The organism is Tunturiibacter empetritectus (assembly GCF_013410875.1).
Classification (GTDB): Bacteria; Acidobacteriota; Terriglobia; order Terriglobales; family Acidobacteriaceae; genus Edaphobacter; species Edaphobacter empetritectus.
On the sequence record NZ_JACCCU010000001.1, the window covers coordinates 70627 to 91230 of the forward strand.

General features: G+C 55.3%; 10 protein-coding genes and 1 pseudogene. All 11 read right to left on the bottom strand.

What is annotated here, in order from left to right:
- Positions 1–7: 7 nt before the first annotated feature.
- Positions 8–2428, bottom strand: coding sequence for a hypothetical protein (locus HDF08_RS00275; RefSeq protein ID WP_179636467.1), 2421 nt, complete (start codon positions 2426–2428; stop codon positions 8–10).
- 234 nt (positions 2429–2662) lie between these two features.
- The gene (locus HDF08_RS00280) at positions 2663–5194 is read right to left on the bottom strand and encodes a glycoside hydrolase family 3 C-terminal domain-containing protein (RefSeq protein ID WP_306459683.1); all 2532 of its coding nucleotides are present in this window, start codon (positions 5192–5194) and stop codon (positions 2663–2665) included.
- 222 nt (positions 5195–5416) lie between these two features.
- On the bottom strand, positions 5417–5773 hold the full coding sequence (locus HDF08_RS21525) for a putative collagen-binding domain-containing protein (protein WP_306459684.1): 357 nt from the start codon (positions 5771–5773) through the stop codon (positions 5417–5419).
- A pseudogene (locus HDF08_RS21530) lies at positions 5765–6619 on the bottom strand (glycoside hydrolase family 140 protein); the annotation flags it as partial. The pseudogene HDF08_RS21530 and the gene HDF08_RS21525, both read right to left, overlap by 9 nt.
- A complete protein-coding gene (locus HDF08_RS22010; RefSeq protein WP_179636469.1) occupies positions 6543–6782 on the bottom strand; it encodes an apiosidase-like domain-containing protein in 240 nt (79 codons plus the stop codon). The pseudogene HDF08_RS21530 and the gene HDF08_RS22010, both read right to left, overlap by 77 nt.
- Positions 6783–7051: 269 nt before the next feature.
- Complete coding sequence (locus tag HDF08_RS00295; RefSeq protein WP_179636470.1) at positions 7052–9553, bottom strand: GH116 family glycosyl hydrolase; 2502 nt, start codon at positions 9551–9553, stop codon at positions 7052–7054.
- 155 nt (positions 9554–9708) lie between these two features.
- The gene (locus HDF08_RS00300; RefSeq protein ID WP_179636471.1) at positions 9709–10026 is read right to left on the bottom strand and encodes an alpha/beta hydrolase family protein; all 318 of its coding nucleotides are present in this window, start codon (positions 10024–10026) and stop codon (positions 9709–9711) included.
- A gap of 858 nt (positions 10027–10884) precedes the next feature.
- Positions 10885–14178: a TonB-dependent receptor gene (locus HDF08_RS00305; RefSeq protein ID WP_179636472.1), complete on the bottom strand. Its 3294-nt coding sequence runs from the start codon at positions 14176–14178 to the stop codon at positions 10885–10887.
- A gap of 190 nt (positions 14179–14368) precedes the next feature.
- A complete protein-coding gene (locus tag HDF08_RS00310) occupies positions 14369–16876 on the bottom strand; it encodes a beta-galactosidase (RefSeq protein ID WP_179636473.1) in 2508 nt (835 codons plus the stop codon).
- A gap of 90 nt (positions 16877–16966) precedes the next feature.
- Positions 16967–17629 (bottom strand): response regulator, encoded by a 663-nt coding sequence (locus HDF08_RS00315; RefSeq protein WP_353068018.1) that lies wholly within the window; start codon positions 17627–17629, stop codon positions 16967–16969.
- A complete protein-coding gene (locus HDF08_RS00320) occupies positions 17626–20580 on the bottom strand; it encodes a sensor histidine kinase (RefSeq protein ID WP_179636474.1) in 2955 nt (984 codons plus the stop codon). Before HDF08_RS00320 ends, HDF08_RS00315 begins: the two co-directional genes overlap by 4 nt.
- Positions 20581–20604: the final 24 nt, after the last annotated feature.

Sequence of the window (20604 nt, forward strand, 5' to 3'; positions counted from 1 at the left end):
AATGCGTTTACGGTTCGTAGGTCGAATAGGCATAGCCATTGCCACCGAAGCCGATATAGACCTGCCCGAAGATATCCTGGCTCGCAGCGAGTGTTGTGACATAGTCGAACAGTCCGGTCGGATAGTTGGCTATGCGGTTGAATGTCTTCCCCTCATCAACCGATTGGAATACGCCCCACTGCCCGTCCCCGCGATGCAAGCCATACACATAGATCGCAGGGTGTTTGCTACCATCCGCCGGCTTGCCAAGTGTCAACGCCCAAGCGAAGTCGAAGTTTGGATTTCGCGAAAACGTGTTCCCTCCGTCCGTCGAACGGTACAGCCCGTGTGCAGTTGCGCCCTCGCGGCCATCAACGAGCCAAAGATGCCCGCTGATCCCAGGCTCCGCATACATCTTGCCGTGGTGCATCTTGAGCGGAAGTACTGAAGCGCCCGCTGGTTGAGCCCAAGTCACGCCGCCATCTATGCTCTTCCAGAAGCCGCCGGCAGCAAGGTTGAGATAGAACACGCCAGGCTTCACAGGATCGGCGACAACGGAGTGCTGCACAAGAGCACCTACCCAGTCGCCCCAGAATGGTGGCATGTAGGTGTACTGGTTTGTATTTCCTTCACATGGCTGTTGTTTCGTTGAGCTCTGCCCAGTAAAGGCGGTGTCTACCGCATTGTCGAACGAGGTCGTTTGGGTCCAGGTAGCTCCGCCATCCTTCGAATAGAAAGGGGCAGGAGCGACGGGCCCATAGGTGAACTGACTTGTCGGTAGACGCACAAGATTGTCGGCTCCAGCAGCATCGCCGACGTGCCCTTTTGCGCGTGCAGAGACCGCAATCGTGCCGCCCCAGAGAATGCAGGGATTTGTCCCGTAGGTAATCGAGTTGAAGAGATTCCAGGTTTGACCACCGTCTTCAGAGTAGCCGGAGAACTGCTGCTTCTGAGGGTCGCCAGCGAAGAAGTTGTCGGAGGCTACGGCTATGTAACGTGGCTGATTTGGGACAAAGTTAATGTCCTGTGCGCTTGAGAGTCCGTTGTTGTTGTAGCCGAGAGCCGGATTGTATCCCCATAGATCGATCGGATAATGATCAGCGTTTAAGCGATCCGGGTCATTGATCGTAAACAGCGTCTCGTCATCTCCGGCAAGTATGGGGCGCTGTCCAGGCGGCAGTACAGCGTTGGTCGCTACAAGCTCTTCGATTCCTGGAGCGCTCGCCCAGACAGGCGGATTTGCGGCCGCATCCGTCTTATCGTTCGGCACTGTCGAGACGACGCCATCATTGCCACCAGGGATGTAGAGGGTACCGTTCGAGTCGAAGTAGATACCGCCTGTCGAAAGGTAATGTTGCTGAGGACGAATCGCCGACGGCGCTAGCCATTGGATCGGCTGAGACTCTGAGAAGAAGACTCCGCCCAGGTTAGTCCATACCGCTCCGCCATCGGTCGACCGGGCCAACGCGCCGCTGCCGCTTATAACGAAGATTCGTCGCGGGTTCGACGGATCGACCGCGATACCCCCTATTGAGCTGATCGGGGTCGTGAAGGTCGTCCAAATCCCAGCGCGGGTATACCGGTAGACATTGGCGCTCCGTCCGTCAGTTGTCCAAAGCGAGCCATTGGAATCGATCGTTGTAAAGCCCGGTGAACCGTCAACAGGCTGCCCGGCACTGATGTTCTTGAAGCTTTTTCCGCCATCGCTACTGCGGAGGATAGAACCATTTGTAAGAGTGAGAAAGACACACTTCGATACCGTATTGCCGAGAAGAGAGGCCGTGCCGCAATTCGGATCAAAGCGCGGCAGAGCGACATCGGTAGAGGCCGAAGGGGCTCCGTTGCCCGTGATGCTTTCGAAATGGAGGCCACCATCCAGACTGCGCCAAAGGCCGTTGCCCGGAGTTCCGAAGTAGACGAGATTGCTGTTGGTTGGGTCGATCGCAAGCCTCTCTCCACGCGTCTCACCCGACAGACTAGTTGTGAGCGAGAGATTGCTGGCGGTAAAAGTCGCGCCACTGTCGATGCTGCGATAGACATTCATGTTAATGGAGGGATTTGTATTGGCAATATCAGAAGACCGGGTAAAGGAGTAAGCCACAAGAATCACCTTGGGATCATTCGGATCCAAAGCGACTGCGCCCTCGACTCCAGAGGTAGGAGCACCCGTAATCTCCGAAGAGAACGCACTGCTTATTTTCAAGGGAGCCCATGCTCCCGTGGCCGCGTCCCAGCGGTAAATGTTGTCCACATCGGCTCGAGCGACACGAGTGTTGGGGTCTTTGGGATGAACGGCAAAGCCGCGAACGAACCCACCGGATCCAATCTGTACCGGCTTCCAGGTGTAGCTTCTGGTAAGGTCTTTATCCTGTCCATAGGAAACAGAGGAAAGAATTAGGGTGGCTAAGAGCAAGCTGCTCGGTGTAGCAATAGAGACAAGTCGATTCATCGGAAACTCCTGTCAGCATATAAAATGAAAGATTTATTTGAAGCGCTTCAAATACCGCACCACTCTGAACTATCCATCTCTCAGATGTCAAGACAAGACTTCATAAATATTCCTCTATGCTGTTTGCGCGACTGCTTCGTTGTCGAGCCACATCTAGGTTAGCCTCGAATAGCAACCACTTCTGAGCCTCGCTGTAGACCAAATCCGGAGGGAGAGGGCAAGAAAAAGTTTTGTCTATCGAGGCACGGTCTTTCGGCCGTCTATCGTAAAAGTCACAACTCCCCGGCTATCTTCCAGAGGCTGCCCACCCCTAACACAAACTTGATACCTCCCAGGTTCGACCGCACGCTCTCCTGAATCGCTCACTGTAGACAGGGCGCGGTCATTCAAAACGAATTTCACCTGTTTGCTCTCTCCTGAGCGAAGATGAACACGTGTGAATCCTTTTAGCGCAAGACGAGGCGCGATGGTGCTGCGAGGCGGCATGAGATACAACTCGGCGACCTCATCCCCGTCACGGGCACCAGTATTCGTCACGGTGGTTTCAACCGAGAGACTCATTCCTGCCGTCAGATGAGAGGAGGACAGATTTAGGGCGTCATAACGGAACTGTGTATAAGAAAGTCCATATCCAAACGGAAACAGTGGCTTACCGTCGTAGTAACGATAGGTACGATGTGCCATTGAGTAGTCGCTAAATGCTGGAAGATCCGCCACAGAGGTATAAAAAGTCATCGGCAGCCTGCCTGCGGGATTGTTCTCGCCGCTCAGCGTCTCGCCGATGGCGGTTCCACCTGATTCCCCCGGATACCACGCCTCCAGAATCGCAGCAGCATGCTCCTTTGCCCAGTTTACGGCAAGTGCAGACCCGTTCATAAGTACGACCACCATCGGTTTGCCTGTCTTACCGAGTTCTTCAAGCAGGCGCTTCTGGACGGCGGGTAGTTCAAGGTCGGTCTTGTCTCCACCCGCGAATCCTGGCACCTTGACGGGCATCTCCTCTCCCTCAAGGAGAGGGGAAAGCCCCACGAAAGCTACGATTACATCGGCATCATGGGCCGCACGTAGAGCTTCATCCAGAAGGGCGGCAGGTGGAGGCGACCAATCAAGACGGAATCCTGCTCCAAACAACTCGCTTTCATGTTGATACTCGATTTTAAGAGAATGAGGGGCCGTATCCGCGAAGCTAATTTCGAACTGGGAGGTCTCAGCCGGACGCTCTTTTACAGGCGAGGTGGGTTCGGAGGCAATTATGAGCCGGTCGTCGAGATACACGCGAAAGCGTTCCATATCGTCGCAAGGAAAGCACTCCGGAAAACCAACGCGAAACTTGTAACTTCCTGCCCGCGGCATCGCGATTGTTCCAGTCCAGCGCACGCTAAATTTCTTGGCCGAAGTTCCAGGAACCGGGGCAGCAGCCGTCCAGTCGAAGTCGAGGCGTTGATCCACACGTGTGACCACAGGTTTACCTGTTAAGTCTCCGGAGAAGTATTCAGCCGTCAATCCATGCTCCTCTGAGCCAACTCGAGGACGCAACGCTGTTTCTGGCACCGGAAGCGCCACGCCTTCTAAATGCGGAGCGCCCTGTGCATACAACACCTGTGAACGCTGGAATGCGGCTCTTACTCCATCCAACGGAACGACAGGAAACTTGGGTATCGCGTTGTAATTTCCCTCCAATGCCGATAGAGATGCAGCATTTGGACCGATGACAGCAATCGATCGCACATGTTCAGGGTCGAGCGGGAGAATGTTTCCCTCGTTTTTCAACAACACAATCGACTCCCGCGCAGCGCGTCGTGCCAGTTCGGAGTGGGCTCTACTGTTTACTTCGGAAAAGGGCGTTTGCGCATAGGGAACAATCTTGTCGTCGTCAAACATTCCCAGTTGCATGCGCGCTTCAAAGAGACGTTCGAGCGAGACGTCCAACTCGCTCTCCCCGACAAGACCTCTGCGAACAGCTGACAACAAAGCTTCGTAACTAGTTCCACAGTTAGTGTCTGTACCGGCACGTAGGGCCGTGACTACGGCGTGATCTGCGTCTGGAGAGAAGCCATGCGCTTTTGTCTCGAAGAAATCGTCGATGGCGCCGCAGTCCGAGGTAATAAAACCACGGAAACCCCAATCCTTTCTCAATACGTCTTCAAGCAACATCCGGCTGCCGCACGCCGGCTCACCATACACAGAGTTATAAGCGCACATCAACGATCCGGCTCTTCCTTCGGTAATTGCAGCACGAAACGCTGGAAGATACGTATCCCAAAGATCGTGAGCTGTTGGGTTAACATCTTCCCGGTGCCGATCCGACTCAGGCCCCGAGTGCACGGCAAAGTGTTTTGGCGTTGCAATCGTCTTGTAGTATCGAGAATCGTTGCCCTGTAACCCCTGGATAAAAGGAACCGCCATCTGGGCGGTGAGAAAAGGGTCCTCGCCGTAGGTCTCCTGTCCACGCCCCCATCGAGGATCACGCAGAATATTGATATTGGGCGACCAGATCGTCAATCCATAGAAGATCCTATGATTCTGCTGGCGTAGCGCGTCATGATACTTCGCGCGGGCCTCATCGGCAACTGCCGCGCCGATCTCACCCATCAACTCGGGATCCCACGTCGCTGCCACTCCAATCGCCTGCGGAAATGCCGTTGCGTATCCAGAACGGGCGATGCCGTGAAGCCCTTCGCTCCACCAGTTATAAGCAGCAACCCCCAGACGAGGAATACCTGGAGCGTCGTTCATCATTTGAGAGACCTTCTCCTCAAGCGTCATACGGCCGACGAGATCTGCGGCTCTGTCTGAGGCGCTTCGGCTTGGATCGCGGTAGATCTGCTTATCCGGAGATTGTGCAACCAACCTGGCTCCGGCCAACGCAGCGAAGCAGAGGAATGAGATTCGCAGACAGTTCAAAAGGGTCTCTTCGTTATACCTAAATTTGAAGCGCTTCAATCGCTGCAAATCTAATACTTCTTCGTCTGCAGTGTCAAGACTTCACTAACTCATTCTACCTTGCAGAAGACCAGGAGAAGGAAAGTTGCGGTCCACGCAATCGACGACAAGTACCGCATCAGCAACTCCATTCGGGGCAGTCATAAGAATGAGCGTCTTCGTATTTGGTAGGGCCGTCTTCTCTGCCATGCCGGCTTGAGGATCAAACCACCATGCTCGGCGCGGCCCACGGACCGCAGCAAAATCGATCTCAATCCGTTGCCTGGCCTGCGGAAAGAAGATAAAAGCATACGATCGATCCTCCGACCGGGTTGCGATAGCCTGTCGGCTCGGATCGTCTGAAGATCCTGCAGGAAGCATCTCTGGTGCCTCTACCCGTCCGAAGAATGGCCGGGACAACATCAATTGACGCAGATAGCTCATCTGTCTCGCGGCTGGTCGTTGCATAGCGAGTCTCCAACCCATATCCGCATGATTGATGACGGGCCCGCGCACGCTCGCGAACTGCCACACAGCGTGATGTCCGTAGGTCGTACCGCAAGCACCTGCGAACACCGCCCGCCGAACGTCGTCGTCGCGGAAGAATCCGTTGGTGGGATTCCACTGCGGCCATGGATTCACGAGATGATCCTCGTAGTTCGGTTCTAGGTCGAGTGTGGGCTTCGGCGGTAGCAAAGCAACGTCGCGTCTTACCCACTCCCATACGGGCACATCGTGGCCAGAACCGTGACCGCTCTGCATGCCATTTACACTGAGCCACTCTGAATCTCGCAACAGCACCGACGTAGAATCTTCTCCACCTTGCGGATGGTAAAGAATCAGACATGGCTTCTCACTGGTACTGAGAATCTCATTGGCGAAGCTCTTCCAGATCGGACGCCAGTCAATTGTGAGTTCAAAGCCGGCCCGCTCTCCTGCTTCAAGCATCCAGTCAGGGGAAGAAGGAGATAGTCTTGCAGGACGGTCTCCTCCCAACATCCAAACAACATTGGGGCGGTCATGAAGCAGCTTCGCCAAATAGCTGGCATAGTTACCCGTTGCCGCAAGGTTGTCGCTGCGAAAGAGCCTGGGGCCTTCTCCCCACGGCGCCGTCAGTTTGTCACCCTAAGTCGGAAGCAACGCTACATAAAGGCCATTTGAGGCAGCGCAATCGACCACATGCACCAAATGGTCAAAGTACGCCTGATTCGGTTGGAGTGAATCGAGATCGGAAAATGGCGTGAGCCCAAGAGCATTTGGCGTATGGATTCCATGGGTCTAACACAGAACGACGATTTTGAATCACGGTGAAGCCTTGACGGGCTCTCTCTACGAAATAATACTCACAATCGGTATAGGCGAGGGCATGCATCAACTGCCATGCAGTATCGGCCAGCCAGAAGAACGGCTCTCCCCTTTCGGTCTCCAGCATGTGCCCATCGGCATGGACGCGAAGACGCGGAAGTTTGCGTTCGACTGTTTGTGCGAGCTTCTGCAGAAAAAGGGCCCGACCCGAAAGAAGCGAGCAGTGTGGTAGCTCCTGCGGTGATAAAACTTCGCCGCGAATGTCCTCGCATGACTTGCTGTCCTCGTTGAACTACAGTATCTTTGCAAACTCAAAGGCAGTTGACTGAAAATCACCTGCCATACTTCGACGTATCATCGACAACCGCCTTCGCCAAAAACGTCTATTTTCAGGCTTCATGAAAACGTGACCGTCTGCCCCGAAGATATCTTCTGCTGCGTCGCGAAACTAAAACTTTGTAGCCCACCTTGCCTAGACGTATTGGTCTCAATCTGTCTGCCTTCAATCGTCGCAATCTTCGGACCGACACCTCCAAGCCATACTTCCCGAAACGCTAGTTGGCCGGTCAGACATCTAAGCTGCACAGTTTTGCCCGAGCGGCGATAAAATGCAGTACCCGTAGGTGTCGCAAAAAAGAGTTGAAGATCAAGCTGGGGAACCTTCGGATCAAAGGTCATGCGGTCGCAGTTAATACTGAAGCCCAGCATTGCGTTAACCAAACTCCATGCTGACATCGGCCGAAAATAATGCCCTCCATACTCCTGATGATTCCAGTAGAGGCCATTCTCCCGGTACCTCGTATCGACCGTCCGAGCCACCATCACACCTTCTTCGTACAGCCCTTCAAACATAAGCAGCGATGCAAAAGCGAGCTCCACGCCGCTCCAGCATGTGTTCGCTTGATCGTTCCAGATATCGCGATCGACGTCGCTCAACTGCTCACCGGTCCGAAAGCTACAATTCTGCAATCCAAATCCGGCATGATAGCTCCGCGTCAGGATTGACTTCAAAGCGAGCCCTATCCGTTCTTCTTGAAGAATAGGAGATAGCCCCGAACATCGCGCCGCCCACTGTCCTACCAACTGATCTGTTAGACACCCATCACCGTTCGAAGTGGCAGGCTCCTTCTGATCGGCAGCGTAAAGCTTGTAATAGCTGCCGTTCCAAAGCTTTGTCTCCATCGTCTCTCGAGTCTTGCCGGCAAGAGCGAGATACCGCGCGCTTGTTGGCGTGTCGTCCAACGCAGCCGCTCCAGCGGCAACGCTTTCAAGCGCACAGATCCACTGTGATAGAAGATAAGAGGCAAAACCCGTCATCGAAAAGTTGTCGTAACTGGTCTCAATTCCTTGCGTGACCGGCATCGCGCCGTTGCCTGCAGAACGGTCTCGCAAGACATATTCAACGGCTCGTTGCGCTGCTGGAAATAGTTCTCGCAAGTAACTCATGTCGTTCGTCCAGAAAAAATCCCGCATCACCATGATTGCAAACTGGCCGGGCAAATCGATGCGATGCGAGACCCCAGTTGTACTGTCCTCGCCGCGTAAAAAGTCTTTGCGGAGACCGTGCTCAATCTCGCCGGAGGGAAGCTGGACGAGAGCATGACATCGCATCGTAGCTTTCTGCAACTCCGGAAACAGCGCGATAATTGGGGCTGTGCCATACAACATGACGTCAATGGTGGCGATTGGCCCCCACGAATAACTTTTAGATAATCCTTCAAGCACGCCAAAACTTCCGTCACGGGTGAGCCTTCCGCTGGTGAAAAACGTATTCAACTGCGAGTTAGCCTGTTCCAGTAAAGCGACCTCTCCATCGCTCGCAAAGAAATTATTCAAGAATTCCATAGTGCTCTGCTTCAGTGAGCGGTGATATTTAGACCCGTAAGCAATTACTGCTGCTGCCGAAGAAAAAAAGTTGGAATAGAAGTGGCCTTCGATCCTGTCTCCACCAACCCCATCGATCACTTCGTTGTAGAGATTCGGAAAATTCCAGGCATATTGAAAAGCACTCTTGGCGTTTTCCCCTGATGCCTGCAACTTAAAAGTGCACGCGATCGTGCTGAAGAGATCGTCATCGTGCATCTTCCGCACTCCTGTCTGCGGATCAACGCGGTTGCGGCCAGTAGTATCGGGAAGCCAATCCGGCACAAAGTTGCCGATACTTTCTCGACCGTTGGTATCGTCGAGGTTTGGCAGTGTCGATCGACGTAGCACCTGCTCATAGTAGGGATGCCGGTGCCCCCACCCTGCGTAGAAGGATGAGTTCGGCGACGATACCCCCAAAGCTATTTCACCCCAACTCGACGCCTTCCGATCCATACCGCCAGAGCTCATCGAAATGGTCAATCCCTTAGAATCTCTATCGATCACTGTAGTGTAAAAGCGTTCTTCGTCTGCATATCCTGTGAAGTTCCGCGCCGTCATCAGCAGCGTAACGTTCACTGGCTTGGCGCATGTAGATTCCGCCTCAAAGTCAAAAAAAATAAGCGGCAGCGCGGAGTTCTTAACGTCATGCGGGATAAAGGACGACCATGCTTCAAGCTTCAGAGAAAATGGCATCTCCGGATCTCGAAAGACCAACGTAGCAAGCGGAAAGCGTGCGCTGTACTCAATCTCTCGGATGGCTTTCATCCAGGGAAGGGAATATGCGATTCCCATCTCCGCACCCTCATAGAGACCATAGCTAAGCTGCAACAGCTTTATTCGTGGCGACTCTCCCTGCACCTGGTAGCGCACCTCAAAGAATAAGTTGGCCTCCATCCGATCTTCACGCTCGTCATCCGGAAGCAAGAACTTTGGGCCGGTCTCTTTTGGAAAATTATTAGCTATGTTCCATGCGTAGAACCGTCCATCTTTGCGTATCTCGAAGTATCCGGCTCCAATTCCGCCGAGGGCCATTCCGCTTCGCGCCCTGCCTTCCGCACTAAAACGCTCAACGAATTTTCCTGTTGAATCTCGGTTAGCGGAGACTGGAGCCTGCGCCGTTGCAGATCCTATCCGAAGCGCTGTCGAGCCTCCTGCAATCGCGGCACCTCGCAGGAATTCGCGCCGCTTCATGGGGTGCCACTCTTAACAAACTCCAGTTTTTTTAGCCACGAGGTCGCAGGAGTCGTCCAATGCGTCACCTCAGCCTCCGTTGGACGCAGTCCGTATCCATGCCCTCCAACTGCATAGAGGTGCATCTCCGCCCGAATCTTCTCCTTTACCAATGCCAAATACTCACCCAACGAGTTGCCCACCCCGGCTGTGTCGTCTTCTGCCTGGACAAGGAACGTTGGAGGTGCAGACTTCAGGATGGGGATGTCAAGGAAGCCAGAAGCATCTCGTGGCCGTCGATCCTCTTCCTGTAGATACGCCGGATAAATTAACATGAGAGCGCCGACAGTTCGTCAGAAGGTTCTGTTACGTCCGCCCCCTGCCCACTAACCCGCAATGCCGGCTGGCCGTTCAACAGTAGAGGTACTGGCTCGCTCTGGCATAGCGCAATCGAAGGCCAAGTCATGAGCGTGACGAAAACTGCCGTTCTGTGTAACAAGACTTGCAGCCTTTTTATCATCGATCAGAATCATACATGTTTTCTTGAAGCGCTTCAAATTAGTCGCTTCAGCGGATAGTTTTTATGCTCCAAGGTGTTTTATCCTAAATACTCAGCTATGTGCTTTCGCACAAGGACACTCTTACCGGCAGGTATTACTTCCAACAGGATCCCAGCGAGAGCCCCTTTTCGAGCACCAACTTGCTCGGATTTCCGCAGAAGTACACCGCCGGCAGCCAGGTCTTCTGCGAACGAAGCCCCCCTTCTGCTCCCACCTAAGCCGCGGAGAGAGAACAACCGTGTTTTCGAGCGCCCAACGCTGTGCCAAGCTGGTTAGGTCTCTTGGCGCGAGTACCGTAGTGGCGCCGGTGCCTGCAAGCTGCATCGCGTTGGCGCCGGCCAGAAGAATTACCCCGACCGCGACCCGCCTGCACACGAAGATACTTCCGATTGCCATGCTGAACCTCCGGCCATTCCTAACTGGACTTGCCAGGCAACAGACTAGACACACGACATGACCGCACGAATCCGCCAAAAGTCGGAGTGGTGGTTCTTTGAAGTGGTATGAAAGTTACAAGTGCAGCATCCTCCGCAGCACGGAAGGGCAGCTTTCAGGCAAAAACACTCATCTGCGAGATAGTTCCATCGCAGATGAGGGATGTTCACAAGAAGAACGATGATGCCTTTTTGTTTCCTAGAAGCTCAGCTTGATAGCTGCCTGTCCGACCCGTGGCGGAATGGAACCGATTGAGGTGATAGCCCCCACATTACCCGCTGACAAGCTGGTGTTCGGATTGCCGAAGCTCGGATGGTTGAACGCGTTGAATAGCTCAAATCGGAATTGCATACCGTAGCGCTCATGCACCTGCCAGTTCTTGATCAGAGCCGCATCAGCGGTGTTGGTGCCGGGTCCGCGGAAGCCGTTTTTCGGGCTATTGCCAAAAGTACCCGGAGCATTCGGCTGGAAGGCAGCTGGGTTGAAGTACTGCTGCAACCATTGGACCTTGCTGCCTTGGTGAATATGTACCGGAACGCTTGGAACGATGTCTGCTCGGTCGCTATATTGTTGCGCTCCAGAGTTGTTGTTGCTTCCTCCCGCGCTAACCGTAAAGGGGAACCCCGACTGTATCGTGAAGATGCCGCTCACTTCCCAACTGCCGAGTGTGTACCGGACGAAAGGATTGGTGTTTCGCAGTCCCGGTGTGGTGTAGACGAAATTTGTCGCTGAGATGAGAGGAATATTGAGCAGCGAGTCTCCGCGGTTGTAGCGAATGTCGAACGGGTTCGGCAGCGCAGGATTGCCGAAGGAGATATTACCTGAGGAGGTCAGGTCAATCGTGTGCGACCAGGTGAAGTTGGATTGGAACTGCAGGTTGTGCGAGAACTTCTTCTCGAGCCCAGCCTGTAGGCTTTGGTAGTTGGCGGTGCCGATCGACGTATCGGTCAGAATTTGTCCGAAGGCCGGATAGATAGTGCGCGATCCGCTAATAGCAGGATTCGTCGCCGAGTAGACGCCTGGATTCTGATCCAGCACTGTTGTCTGGTGATAGCTCTCACTTCCTACGTAGGCCAGGTGCATCGCGAGATTACCCGGAAACTGCTGTTCTACCGATGCATTCCAACTCTGGGTTACACCGAGTTTGAAGTCAGGCGAGAAGGTCGCCGGAACTGTAACAGTGCTGGGAAAAGCAGAGTTGGACGGAGGTGCCTGGGAGACCGAGGCGTAGGGAGGAAAAGGAGCGACACCGTTGAAAGTGCACGGGCTGGCATAGGGATCGTCGAATGAGATCTCACACGAACCGTTCGAGTAGTTCGCATAGACCGTGTAGGTAGGGCTGAACGGCGCGATATCGGCTGTGTGATTATAGGTCGAGTACGACAGGGGAGCGGTAAACAAACCGAAACCCGCGCGGAAAGCGGTGTTCGGCAGCGAGCGCGGCTGGAATGCTATTCCGATGCGCGGCTCGAAATATCCGTAAGTAGTTTTCATGAGTCCGTCGCTGATGCCCTTATCACCAGGAAAGACAAGGCCGGTCGGCGCGTTCGGGAAGACCGTGCTCTTCTGTCCGGGAACAAAGACCGAGCCGCGGCCGCCCTGCGAGGCTGGCGGAACATTCGGATCCCAGCGCAGCCCTGCGGTCAAAGTTAGGTTTGGCTTCAGCTTGAACTGATCCTGTGCATAAAGACCAAGCTGCCAACCAACCACGTTTGCGATCTCACCCGCGCCCTGCGTAAACCCTCCCACGCGGCCTAGAAGAAAGTCGGCCAGGCCAAAGCCGGTGGAGTTGTAGAAAGACTCGATTGGCTGTGTGGGATACTGCGTAAACTCCTTAGCGTATTGGTGCCAGACGTCCACCCCAAAGGTGTAGGTGTTCCTTCCGACGGTGCGGGTCAGCGTATCGGACAAACCGATGGTGGTTCGTATCTCCTGGGAGGGCTCCGTGTAGCCAGTGCTGAAGCCGTTTGTTACATTGAGACCTTCGATATAGCAACCCTCCTCATTCACCTTGGTATATCGTGAGAGGCACACATCTTGTCCGTTGATATCCTTGACCGCCGCTGAGCTATGCGACGACATCTGCGTCCAAAATGCCGAAAACACGTTGACTGTCTTCGCGTCGATTACCCAGTTATGACTGGCAATGCCGTTGTAATACTGTTGTGGATTGCCCTGAATGATCGTGTATGGATTCAGGGCGAGCACAGAGAGTATATTGCCGTTGATCGTACCGGCGGCCTGATTGAAGTAGTTGATATAGGCGCGCGCGACCAGATGCTGGCGGTCGTTAATTACCCAGTCCAGCTTTCCCGTCCCCTCGTCGAATTGATTCTTAATGGCGCCGCTCTGGTAGTTCACCTGCCCGGTCGCGGGATCCTGGCCAAGCGGCAGAGCCGTTTTTGCAATCGCAAGCGCTGCGGGACTGAACAGGCTTGGATCGATGCGGTTGTTGACAAATCCAGGCGCCGTGATGGGTTGAGGCACAGCCGAAAAGTCGCCGTTCAACATAGCCGCGGTGGGCGTATAGGTTACGTTGGTAGCCGCCGCGCTGCTGGAACGTGTGCCTTGATAGTTCACAAAGAAAAACAGCTTGTTCTTAATAATTGGTCCTCCGATATAGCCACCGAATTGATTTCGCTTAAGCGAGTCAACTGTACCGGTGAAGTAGTTAGAGGCATTCAGGACGTTGTTGCGCAAAAACTCGAAGGCTCCGCCGTGAAAGTCGTTTGTACCGGATTTGGTCTGAATGGTGACGACCGCGCCTGGTGCGAACCCGTAGCGTGCATCGAAGTTATTCGAGATGACACGGAACTCCTGAGTGGCATCGGCGTTAGGAAATGGAGCGGCCAAAAGAAGGTATGTATCCATATTCGGGACGCCATCCAGCAGATAGTATGTGCTGCCCTGACGGCCTCCATTGGCTGAGCCTCCAGTCTCCGTTGGGAAGGCGAAGCCGCCCTGCAGGGCGCCACCACCCGTGTTTAGAACGTTGGTCACTCCCGGGGCCAAGAACACGAGGCTTGATGGATCGCGACCGTTCAGAGGAAGCTGGGAGACGGCATGCTGGTCGACTACGCTGCTGATCTCCGCCGTTGTTGTGTTGATAAGCTCTACGCCCGCTTCGACGTTTACCGTCTCAGAGATGTTCCCTACATTTAAAGTAACGTTGAGGGTCGCATCCTGGCTCACGTTAAGCACAACCCCGGTCTGGACACTCTTCTGGAAGCCCGCATGTTCAATCGTGACGCGATAGCTTCCGGGAATGAGAGACGGGTCCGCAAATTGCCCTTCTGCGCCTGAACGTAGTGTCCGTACCTGGTTCGTACCGAGGTTCGTTATGGTCAATGTCGCGTCTGGGATAACAGCTCCCGCACTGTCGCGAACAGTTCCGCTCAACCGGGCGTTCGTCGTTTGTGCAAATGCGGATGACACAACGAGAGCAACGAATAAAACCAAACTTACTACACGGAAACACTTTGACATCACCATGACCTTCTCCTGAATGTGAATCTTCACTCGCTTGCCCGTCGTCTTTCTTCAGAGCGACGCTTCTAGGTACAGTCGAGCAGACGTACACTACGCCTCGTACACCGGACCGCGAATCCGACCAAAGTCGGACTGAACGTAAAAAACCTCCAGGCGTACCCAAAAAGAGCATTTTTTTGAACGAGGTGTTGTTTCATGGGGCTAAATGCACCTCAAGTTGGTACTGTGGAATCAACCTCAGGACAGGTTTTGCGGAGAGACCATCCCGAGGGGCCTCGGACGGAGTTGGAGCTTCGAGATACATCGGTGAATCTTTGGGCCATCCCAGAACCTTTAACTCAGCCTGACGGTCTACCCCTTCCTGTCGCAGATCCTTCAGGCTGAGCTCCCACGGTCTACCGTTCCAGAAGTCGTCATCGACAAGTTTGCCTCCGGAGCTGAGACGTGCGACGTCTCCCTGGTACTCGATGAAGATGCGAATGTCGCTCACATCGCCGTATGCAAGTTTTGGCAGGTCGAGCGTCCACCTCGAAGCATGTTCGAAGTCTTGATCATCCGGAGCAACGGGAATCGGCTGCTTGCGCCAGGAGAATGTTGAGCCGTAATGAAGGGGATCACGATGCGATCCAAGAGAGACAAGCTGAAGGCTGCCCTTTGGAGAGACGGCCGACAACCGTGAGGCGTAGGTGGTGAGCAGATCCGACGGCTTGCTTGACCGGAGGGAAGCCGAGGTCGTCGGCCTTGAGCTTCGATCGAAGATAGAAAACGAGATATTCGGATCTCCGTTCGACTGCAGCGTCACCGTATGCTCGTCCGCGTAGAAATCGGCGGAGGTCAGCAAGGGAAAACTCTGCCCAGGCACACGCCAGGTATGCTCAGCCTGTTCGCGAGAGAACAGCAGGAGATGAATCTTTTTCGCCCCTATCTGATACACGATCTGCTGAATCTGCGCGGGATCGTGGGTGTTCAGGTAAGTCACTCCGTCTTCCGTGTGTCTTATAAGTGACGAACTGAGAGAAACAGGATTCTGCGAAGTCTCAAGTGCTAGCTCCGGATCTATACCTGGGATGGCGAAAAAACAGAAGTATGCCTCCTCGCCCACGGTGAACCGATGGAACAGTTGGGCGGTGCTATACCGAAGCGTGAGGCCGCCGAGGTTCAGGTTCACGGGCCAGATGCCGTAGGCCCCCGACGGAAGATCGATCGGCTTCGCAGGCACGACGACCATACCCAAAGAGGTCTTTAGAGCTACGGAGAACTGCTTCCTGTCCGGCATCGTCTCCCCGCGCAGGTAGTTGTTGATGAACAGAAATCCATGGTTTCCGGAGGTGCGAGCCGAAAGGCGGGGCACGCTGAGGTCTGCGGGGCTCGCAGGAAGTGCGGCAGGAAAGCTCGGTGTCATCGGTGCCAGCAGCTCTCCAAAATCGTTGAGAAAGTAGTTGACCAGCTTGAGCCGGCGGAAGCTGGGCCGCTCCCCGCCAAACTCACCAAGGGGAGCCTGAAAGTCATACGATTTGACAGGAACATCGGTAGGGTAGCCGGTAGCCTGGGACTCCTGAAGCGTGGTCAACTTGCCTTCGGGATTGCGTCCGCCCTGAAACATGTAGAAGCCCATCAGATTCGCGCCCGAGCCGATCAGCACAGTGGGGATGGCTGCAATGTCGTCTGTCGAGAGAACCGGCCGTCTGAAATAGGTGTCTTCGAGGCCTCCGCCAACCTCGGCGGTAAGAAAGGGAGTGCCTGCATAGGATGACGCTGGATTTTGTCCCCGCCCGCCGATGATGCCCATATTGCCGCCGATGCGATTGGCGGTGCGGAAGGTGTAGACCTCATTGGGTGGCATCTTCTTCGCTAACCCATCCCATGGCGCGTCCGGGTAGCCTCCGTATACAGGCAGCACGGCATCGAGCGGGATGGCAGCGCCATCCCAGCCGGTGACGGTGTAAAGCGGCACATCTAGACCTGCATCGCGAGCAAGCTTCTTCAGCATGCGGATGTGCTCTACGCCGCTGCCCGGCTTTCCATCGTCGCGGTACTCGTTTTCAATCTGGATGCCGACGACCGGCCCTCCATCTTTCCAGAGTTCGCCCTGCAGTTGATCCGCAATCTGCTGATAAAAAGTTCCTACTTCGGCAAGGTACGTTGGATCGTTGCGACGTACCGGCCCCTTGGAGAGAACCCAGTCTGGAAGGCCGCCATTGCGAACCTCTCCATGCGCCCACGGTCCAATGCGCGGGTAAACATACATGCCATGCTTCGAGCAAAGAGCAACGAAGGCACGCAGATCGCGACGGTCGCTCCAGTCGAACTTGCCTTCGACCTCCTCCTGATGCAGCCAGATCACGTACGTCGCGATGATCTGGACCCCTCCCGCCTTCATCTTAAGGATCTCGGCCTCCCAATCCTGACGTGGAACGCGGCTATAGTGAAACTCTCCCATCACTGGCAGCCAGGGCTTATCGTCAAGCAACAGGTACTGTGAGTTCACGGTCAGGCTCTGCCCATCGGGACGCGTACTCGTGCCAAGCGCAGCCTGGACTGGCTTCGGACCACTGACTGGCGCACGTGCATCGATCACCACCGGCTGTTGCGCAATAGTAGAAAAGCTCAGAAAAAAAACAAGTGACGGAAGTAGATACGACAGCACCCTGTTGCGAGGGAGCGTCCACTTCGGCACGGTGAGGAGGGTCAAGTTTCGCACCGGACGACTCTACCGAAAACAAATCGTCGGCGAATCCGACCAAAGTAGGAGTGAACGAAGAAGGTCATGAAGATGACCAGAGCCGCGAGATTAGAGGTGTGCCAGTCCGCGCTTAAGGGCAGTGACCACTGCCTGGGTTCGGTCTGTTACCTCGAGCCGTTGCAGGATCACGCTGACGTGGCACTTCACTGTTGATTCCTTGATCGATAACTGCTCGGCGATCTCGTAATTGCTGAATCCGCGCACCAGCAGTGCAAGTACCTCACGCTCCCGTGTGCTCAGTTCACCATCGGGCATTCTGGAAGAGAGTGCGGTTGTTACCGGCGCCGGCAGGAATCGACGCCCTGCATGGACACGGCGGAGCGCGTCGATAAGACTCTGATGTGGCATCCCCTTAATCAAATAGCCCATCGCGCCCGCTTCAAGAGCCTGATAGATGTCCTCATCCCCCTCGTACGTTGTCAGAACAATGATGCGCGCCACTGGATGCGAGCGCCTGATTTTGCGAATTGCATCTACTCCGCTGCCGTCCGGCAGAGACAGGTCCATCAGGGTCACGTCAGGACGATGCTCCTCAAAGAGCCGGACAGCGTCGAAGGCGGTTCCAGCCTGCCCAACCACGGTCATATCCCCGCATCCCTGGATGATCGCAATTACGCCAAAGCGAAGGATAGGATGATCGTCTACAACCAGCACTCGAATGGGTGCCTGGTGAACTTCCGCGACCGGCCTCTCGGGACTATTTGAAGTCACAATGACTCCGCATCCTGCGATCTACGGGGTGTCAGATGGACGCGGCGAATAGCTGCCCGAACGGTTGTGCCCTTTCCCATCTCGCTGGCTAATGTAAATTCGCCCTTCATCCGTTCCACCCGTTCGCGCATACCAGCGATACCATAGTGTAGCCCCGCGCGGGCGGCAGAAAGATCGGGCTGGAATCCGATACCGTCATCGCGGACTTCAATCGAGATGCTTTCGGGTAGAGAAAGCAAGGAGATGGCTACCTGCGTGGGGGTGCCGTGAATGGCAGCGTTATATACAGCCTCTCGAACAACCATCAGAAGCTCCCTCGCCGCGAAGTCACCCAGGGGAATGTTTGGGCCGTCCGTGTTGCAGATGACCTCGGTCGATAGATCCTGCTGAACCTGGGCCGCTAAGCGTTGCAGCCGAACCGGCAGATCCTCGCATAGCTGCGTGTTATGGCGCAGATTCCATACCGCCTGGCGAGCTTCGTCGATCGTGGACCGTACCTGCGCGCGAGCGTGATTGAGAAGATCATCGCGCAGCGGTTGATTTGCAGACTCAAGGCTGGACATTGCCTCCAACAGGGCCGAGACGCCGGTGCACCCCTGGATGACGGTGTCGTGCATCTCTCGCGCCAAGCGGCTTCGCTCCTCGATCACCGCGGCGAATCGCAGACGAATCTGCCGCAGACGACCTTCATAGATGCCCCATGCGAGTAGACCAGACGCAATCAGACAAGCACCCACAAACCAGGGAGTTTTGTAGAAGTGAGGGTGAATACGGATGGCCAGAGCGGTCTCGGAGAGGCGATCGGGGGCGTTGGCCTCAAAGACCTGAACGCGAAAGCGATAACTGCCGGCTGGCAGACTCGTATAGGCCGCGAGCCTGCCTGGGCCGCCGTCGATCCATTCAGGATCAAAACCCTCGAGTCTGTACCGGAAGCGAACCCCAGCCTGGGGACGAAGGAGAAGCGGTGCAAAGGAGATCTCAAGCCTGGAGAGGGAAGGAGGCAGCACCAGGTCAGTTGTCCTGGTATCAAGCGGCTGACCGTTCGCAACAATTCCGGTAATCTCAATGCGCGGCGGTCTCTGGTTTGCAGACCTTCCGTCGATGGCTTCGACTGCGCCGCGTGTGCTGGGAAACCATACGTTACCCTGCGGATCCACTACACCCGATGGTTGGCGCCCTCCATACATCTGGGTGCCGGAGGCACTTTCGGGAAGTTCGTAGACCGTACTCGCAAGGTGTCCCTCGCTCGTTGAATTCGGCTGATTAAGCAGAAACGACGAAAGGACAGAAGGTCCACTTAACCAGACGCGCTTTCCGGGACCTTCCAGTAACTGATAGATTCGATCGCTTGCGAGTCCCTGCGAGACGGAAAGGTGCTCCAGGTGCGAGGCGGTCTTGCGATAGACACCGTGATCGCGTGTACCGAACCAGAGTGATCCGTCACTCGTCTCAAGCAAAGACCATATCTTCTCGTGTTGCAGCGCTACCGTTGTGCTGTCCTGCACGAAGCGGCCGCGGTGCCAGCGGGAAAGACCACGCTCCGTGCCGATCCAAATATCACCGTCTTTGTCTTCGAGAAGGCTACGGGTACTGAAGTATGCGAGACCGTCGGACATGCGAAGGTTTTCCACTGTCTCGCCTCGAATGCGACTGACTCCTTCATCCGTGGCGATCCAGATTGTGCCGTCGGAGGATTCCAGGAATCCACGTACAAAGTTGTTCACCAGGCGCGAGGGTGCGAGGAAATGAACCAGGCCTGAGACTGTCTCGTGGTAGACCCCGCCACCGTCCGTGCCGAACCAAAGTGTTCCTGCGCGGTCACGGAAGATATTGCGAATCGTAACGCCCGCCAGTCCGGGAAACGTGAAGGGCCGTGCGACACCGTCCTGGATGTGAAAAACCTGGCTCGAGACCACCCAAAGCGAGTTGCCCTGATCGTTCGAGATCGTGGCGAAGTCAGGCGCGGTATCGCCGGGCAGAGGAATGATGCGAATCGGCGTGCGGCGCATGCGGAAGAGACCATCCTGGCTACCGATCCAGAGCTGCTGCGAATCGTCCTCGAACAGCGCTAGAACGGTATTGATCCCCCCCAGCCCTTCACCGCCGATGCGAGTGAAGGCATCTTCCTGGCGGCGAACATACAAACCATGGCCGATGGTGCCTACCCAGAAGAGCCCGTCCGACGTTTGCAGCATGGTTCGCACCGTGCCCACGATGCCCGGTACCCGCACGAAGTTTCCTTCGACGAGACGATCCAGTCCACCCACGGTGCCGATCCAGATCGTATGATCTCTTGCTTCGAGCATGCACTTGATGCGGTTCTCGCTGAAAGCCCCGGGAAGTGTGTGCTGAACGATCCTGCCTTGCGGGGCTCCCGTGCTCAATGAGGGTCCAAAGACGAGAAGCTTTGAGCCTCCCACCCACACTCGGCCGGAGGAGTCTTCCATCAGCGCGTGCACGCTGAGAGGATTCCCGAATTGCGCAGTGTCGACCTGTCGGGCTCGGTCGCCTTCGATCCAGAAGAGGCCGTTGTCGGTGCCGACCCATATACGGCCGTTGCGATCTTCGAGAATCGCGCGAACAAAGCCATCCGTCAGGCCCTGCGCTGCCGAAAAAGGTGTGGTCACACCATGATGAAGGTGAAATAAACCCGAGCCCTCGGTGCCCAGCCAGATGCTTCCATCGCGCGTCGCCGCCATCGAAAAGATGCTTCCATCTACTACGCTGATGGGCGTCATGCGTGCGCCATCAAAACGTGCGCCTCCGCCCGTAGTACCAATCCACAGATATCCGGCGCTGGCCTGCTGAATCGCCTGGACAGTGTTCTCGGGCAGTCCGTCCTGAACACGCCACGCGGTCCGTGTAAATTGCGGAAGTTGTTTCAGGTTCGCCGCATGCAGGTTGCATAGCAGACCACCGGTCAGTGCAAAGGCAGTCAGGCAGGTCCTCAACTTGCATGCATGTCGACAAAGACT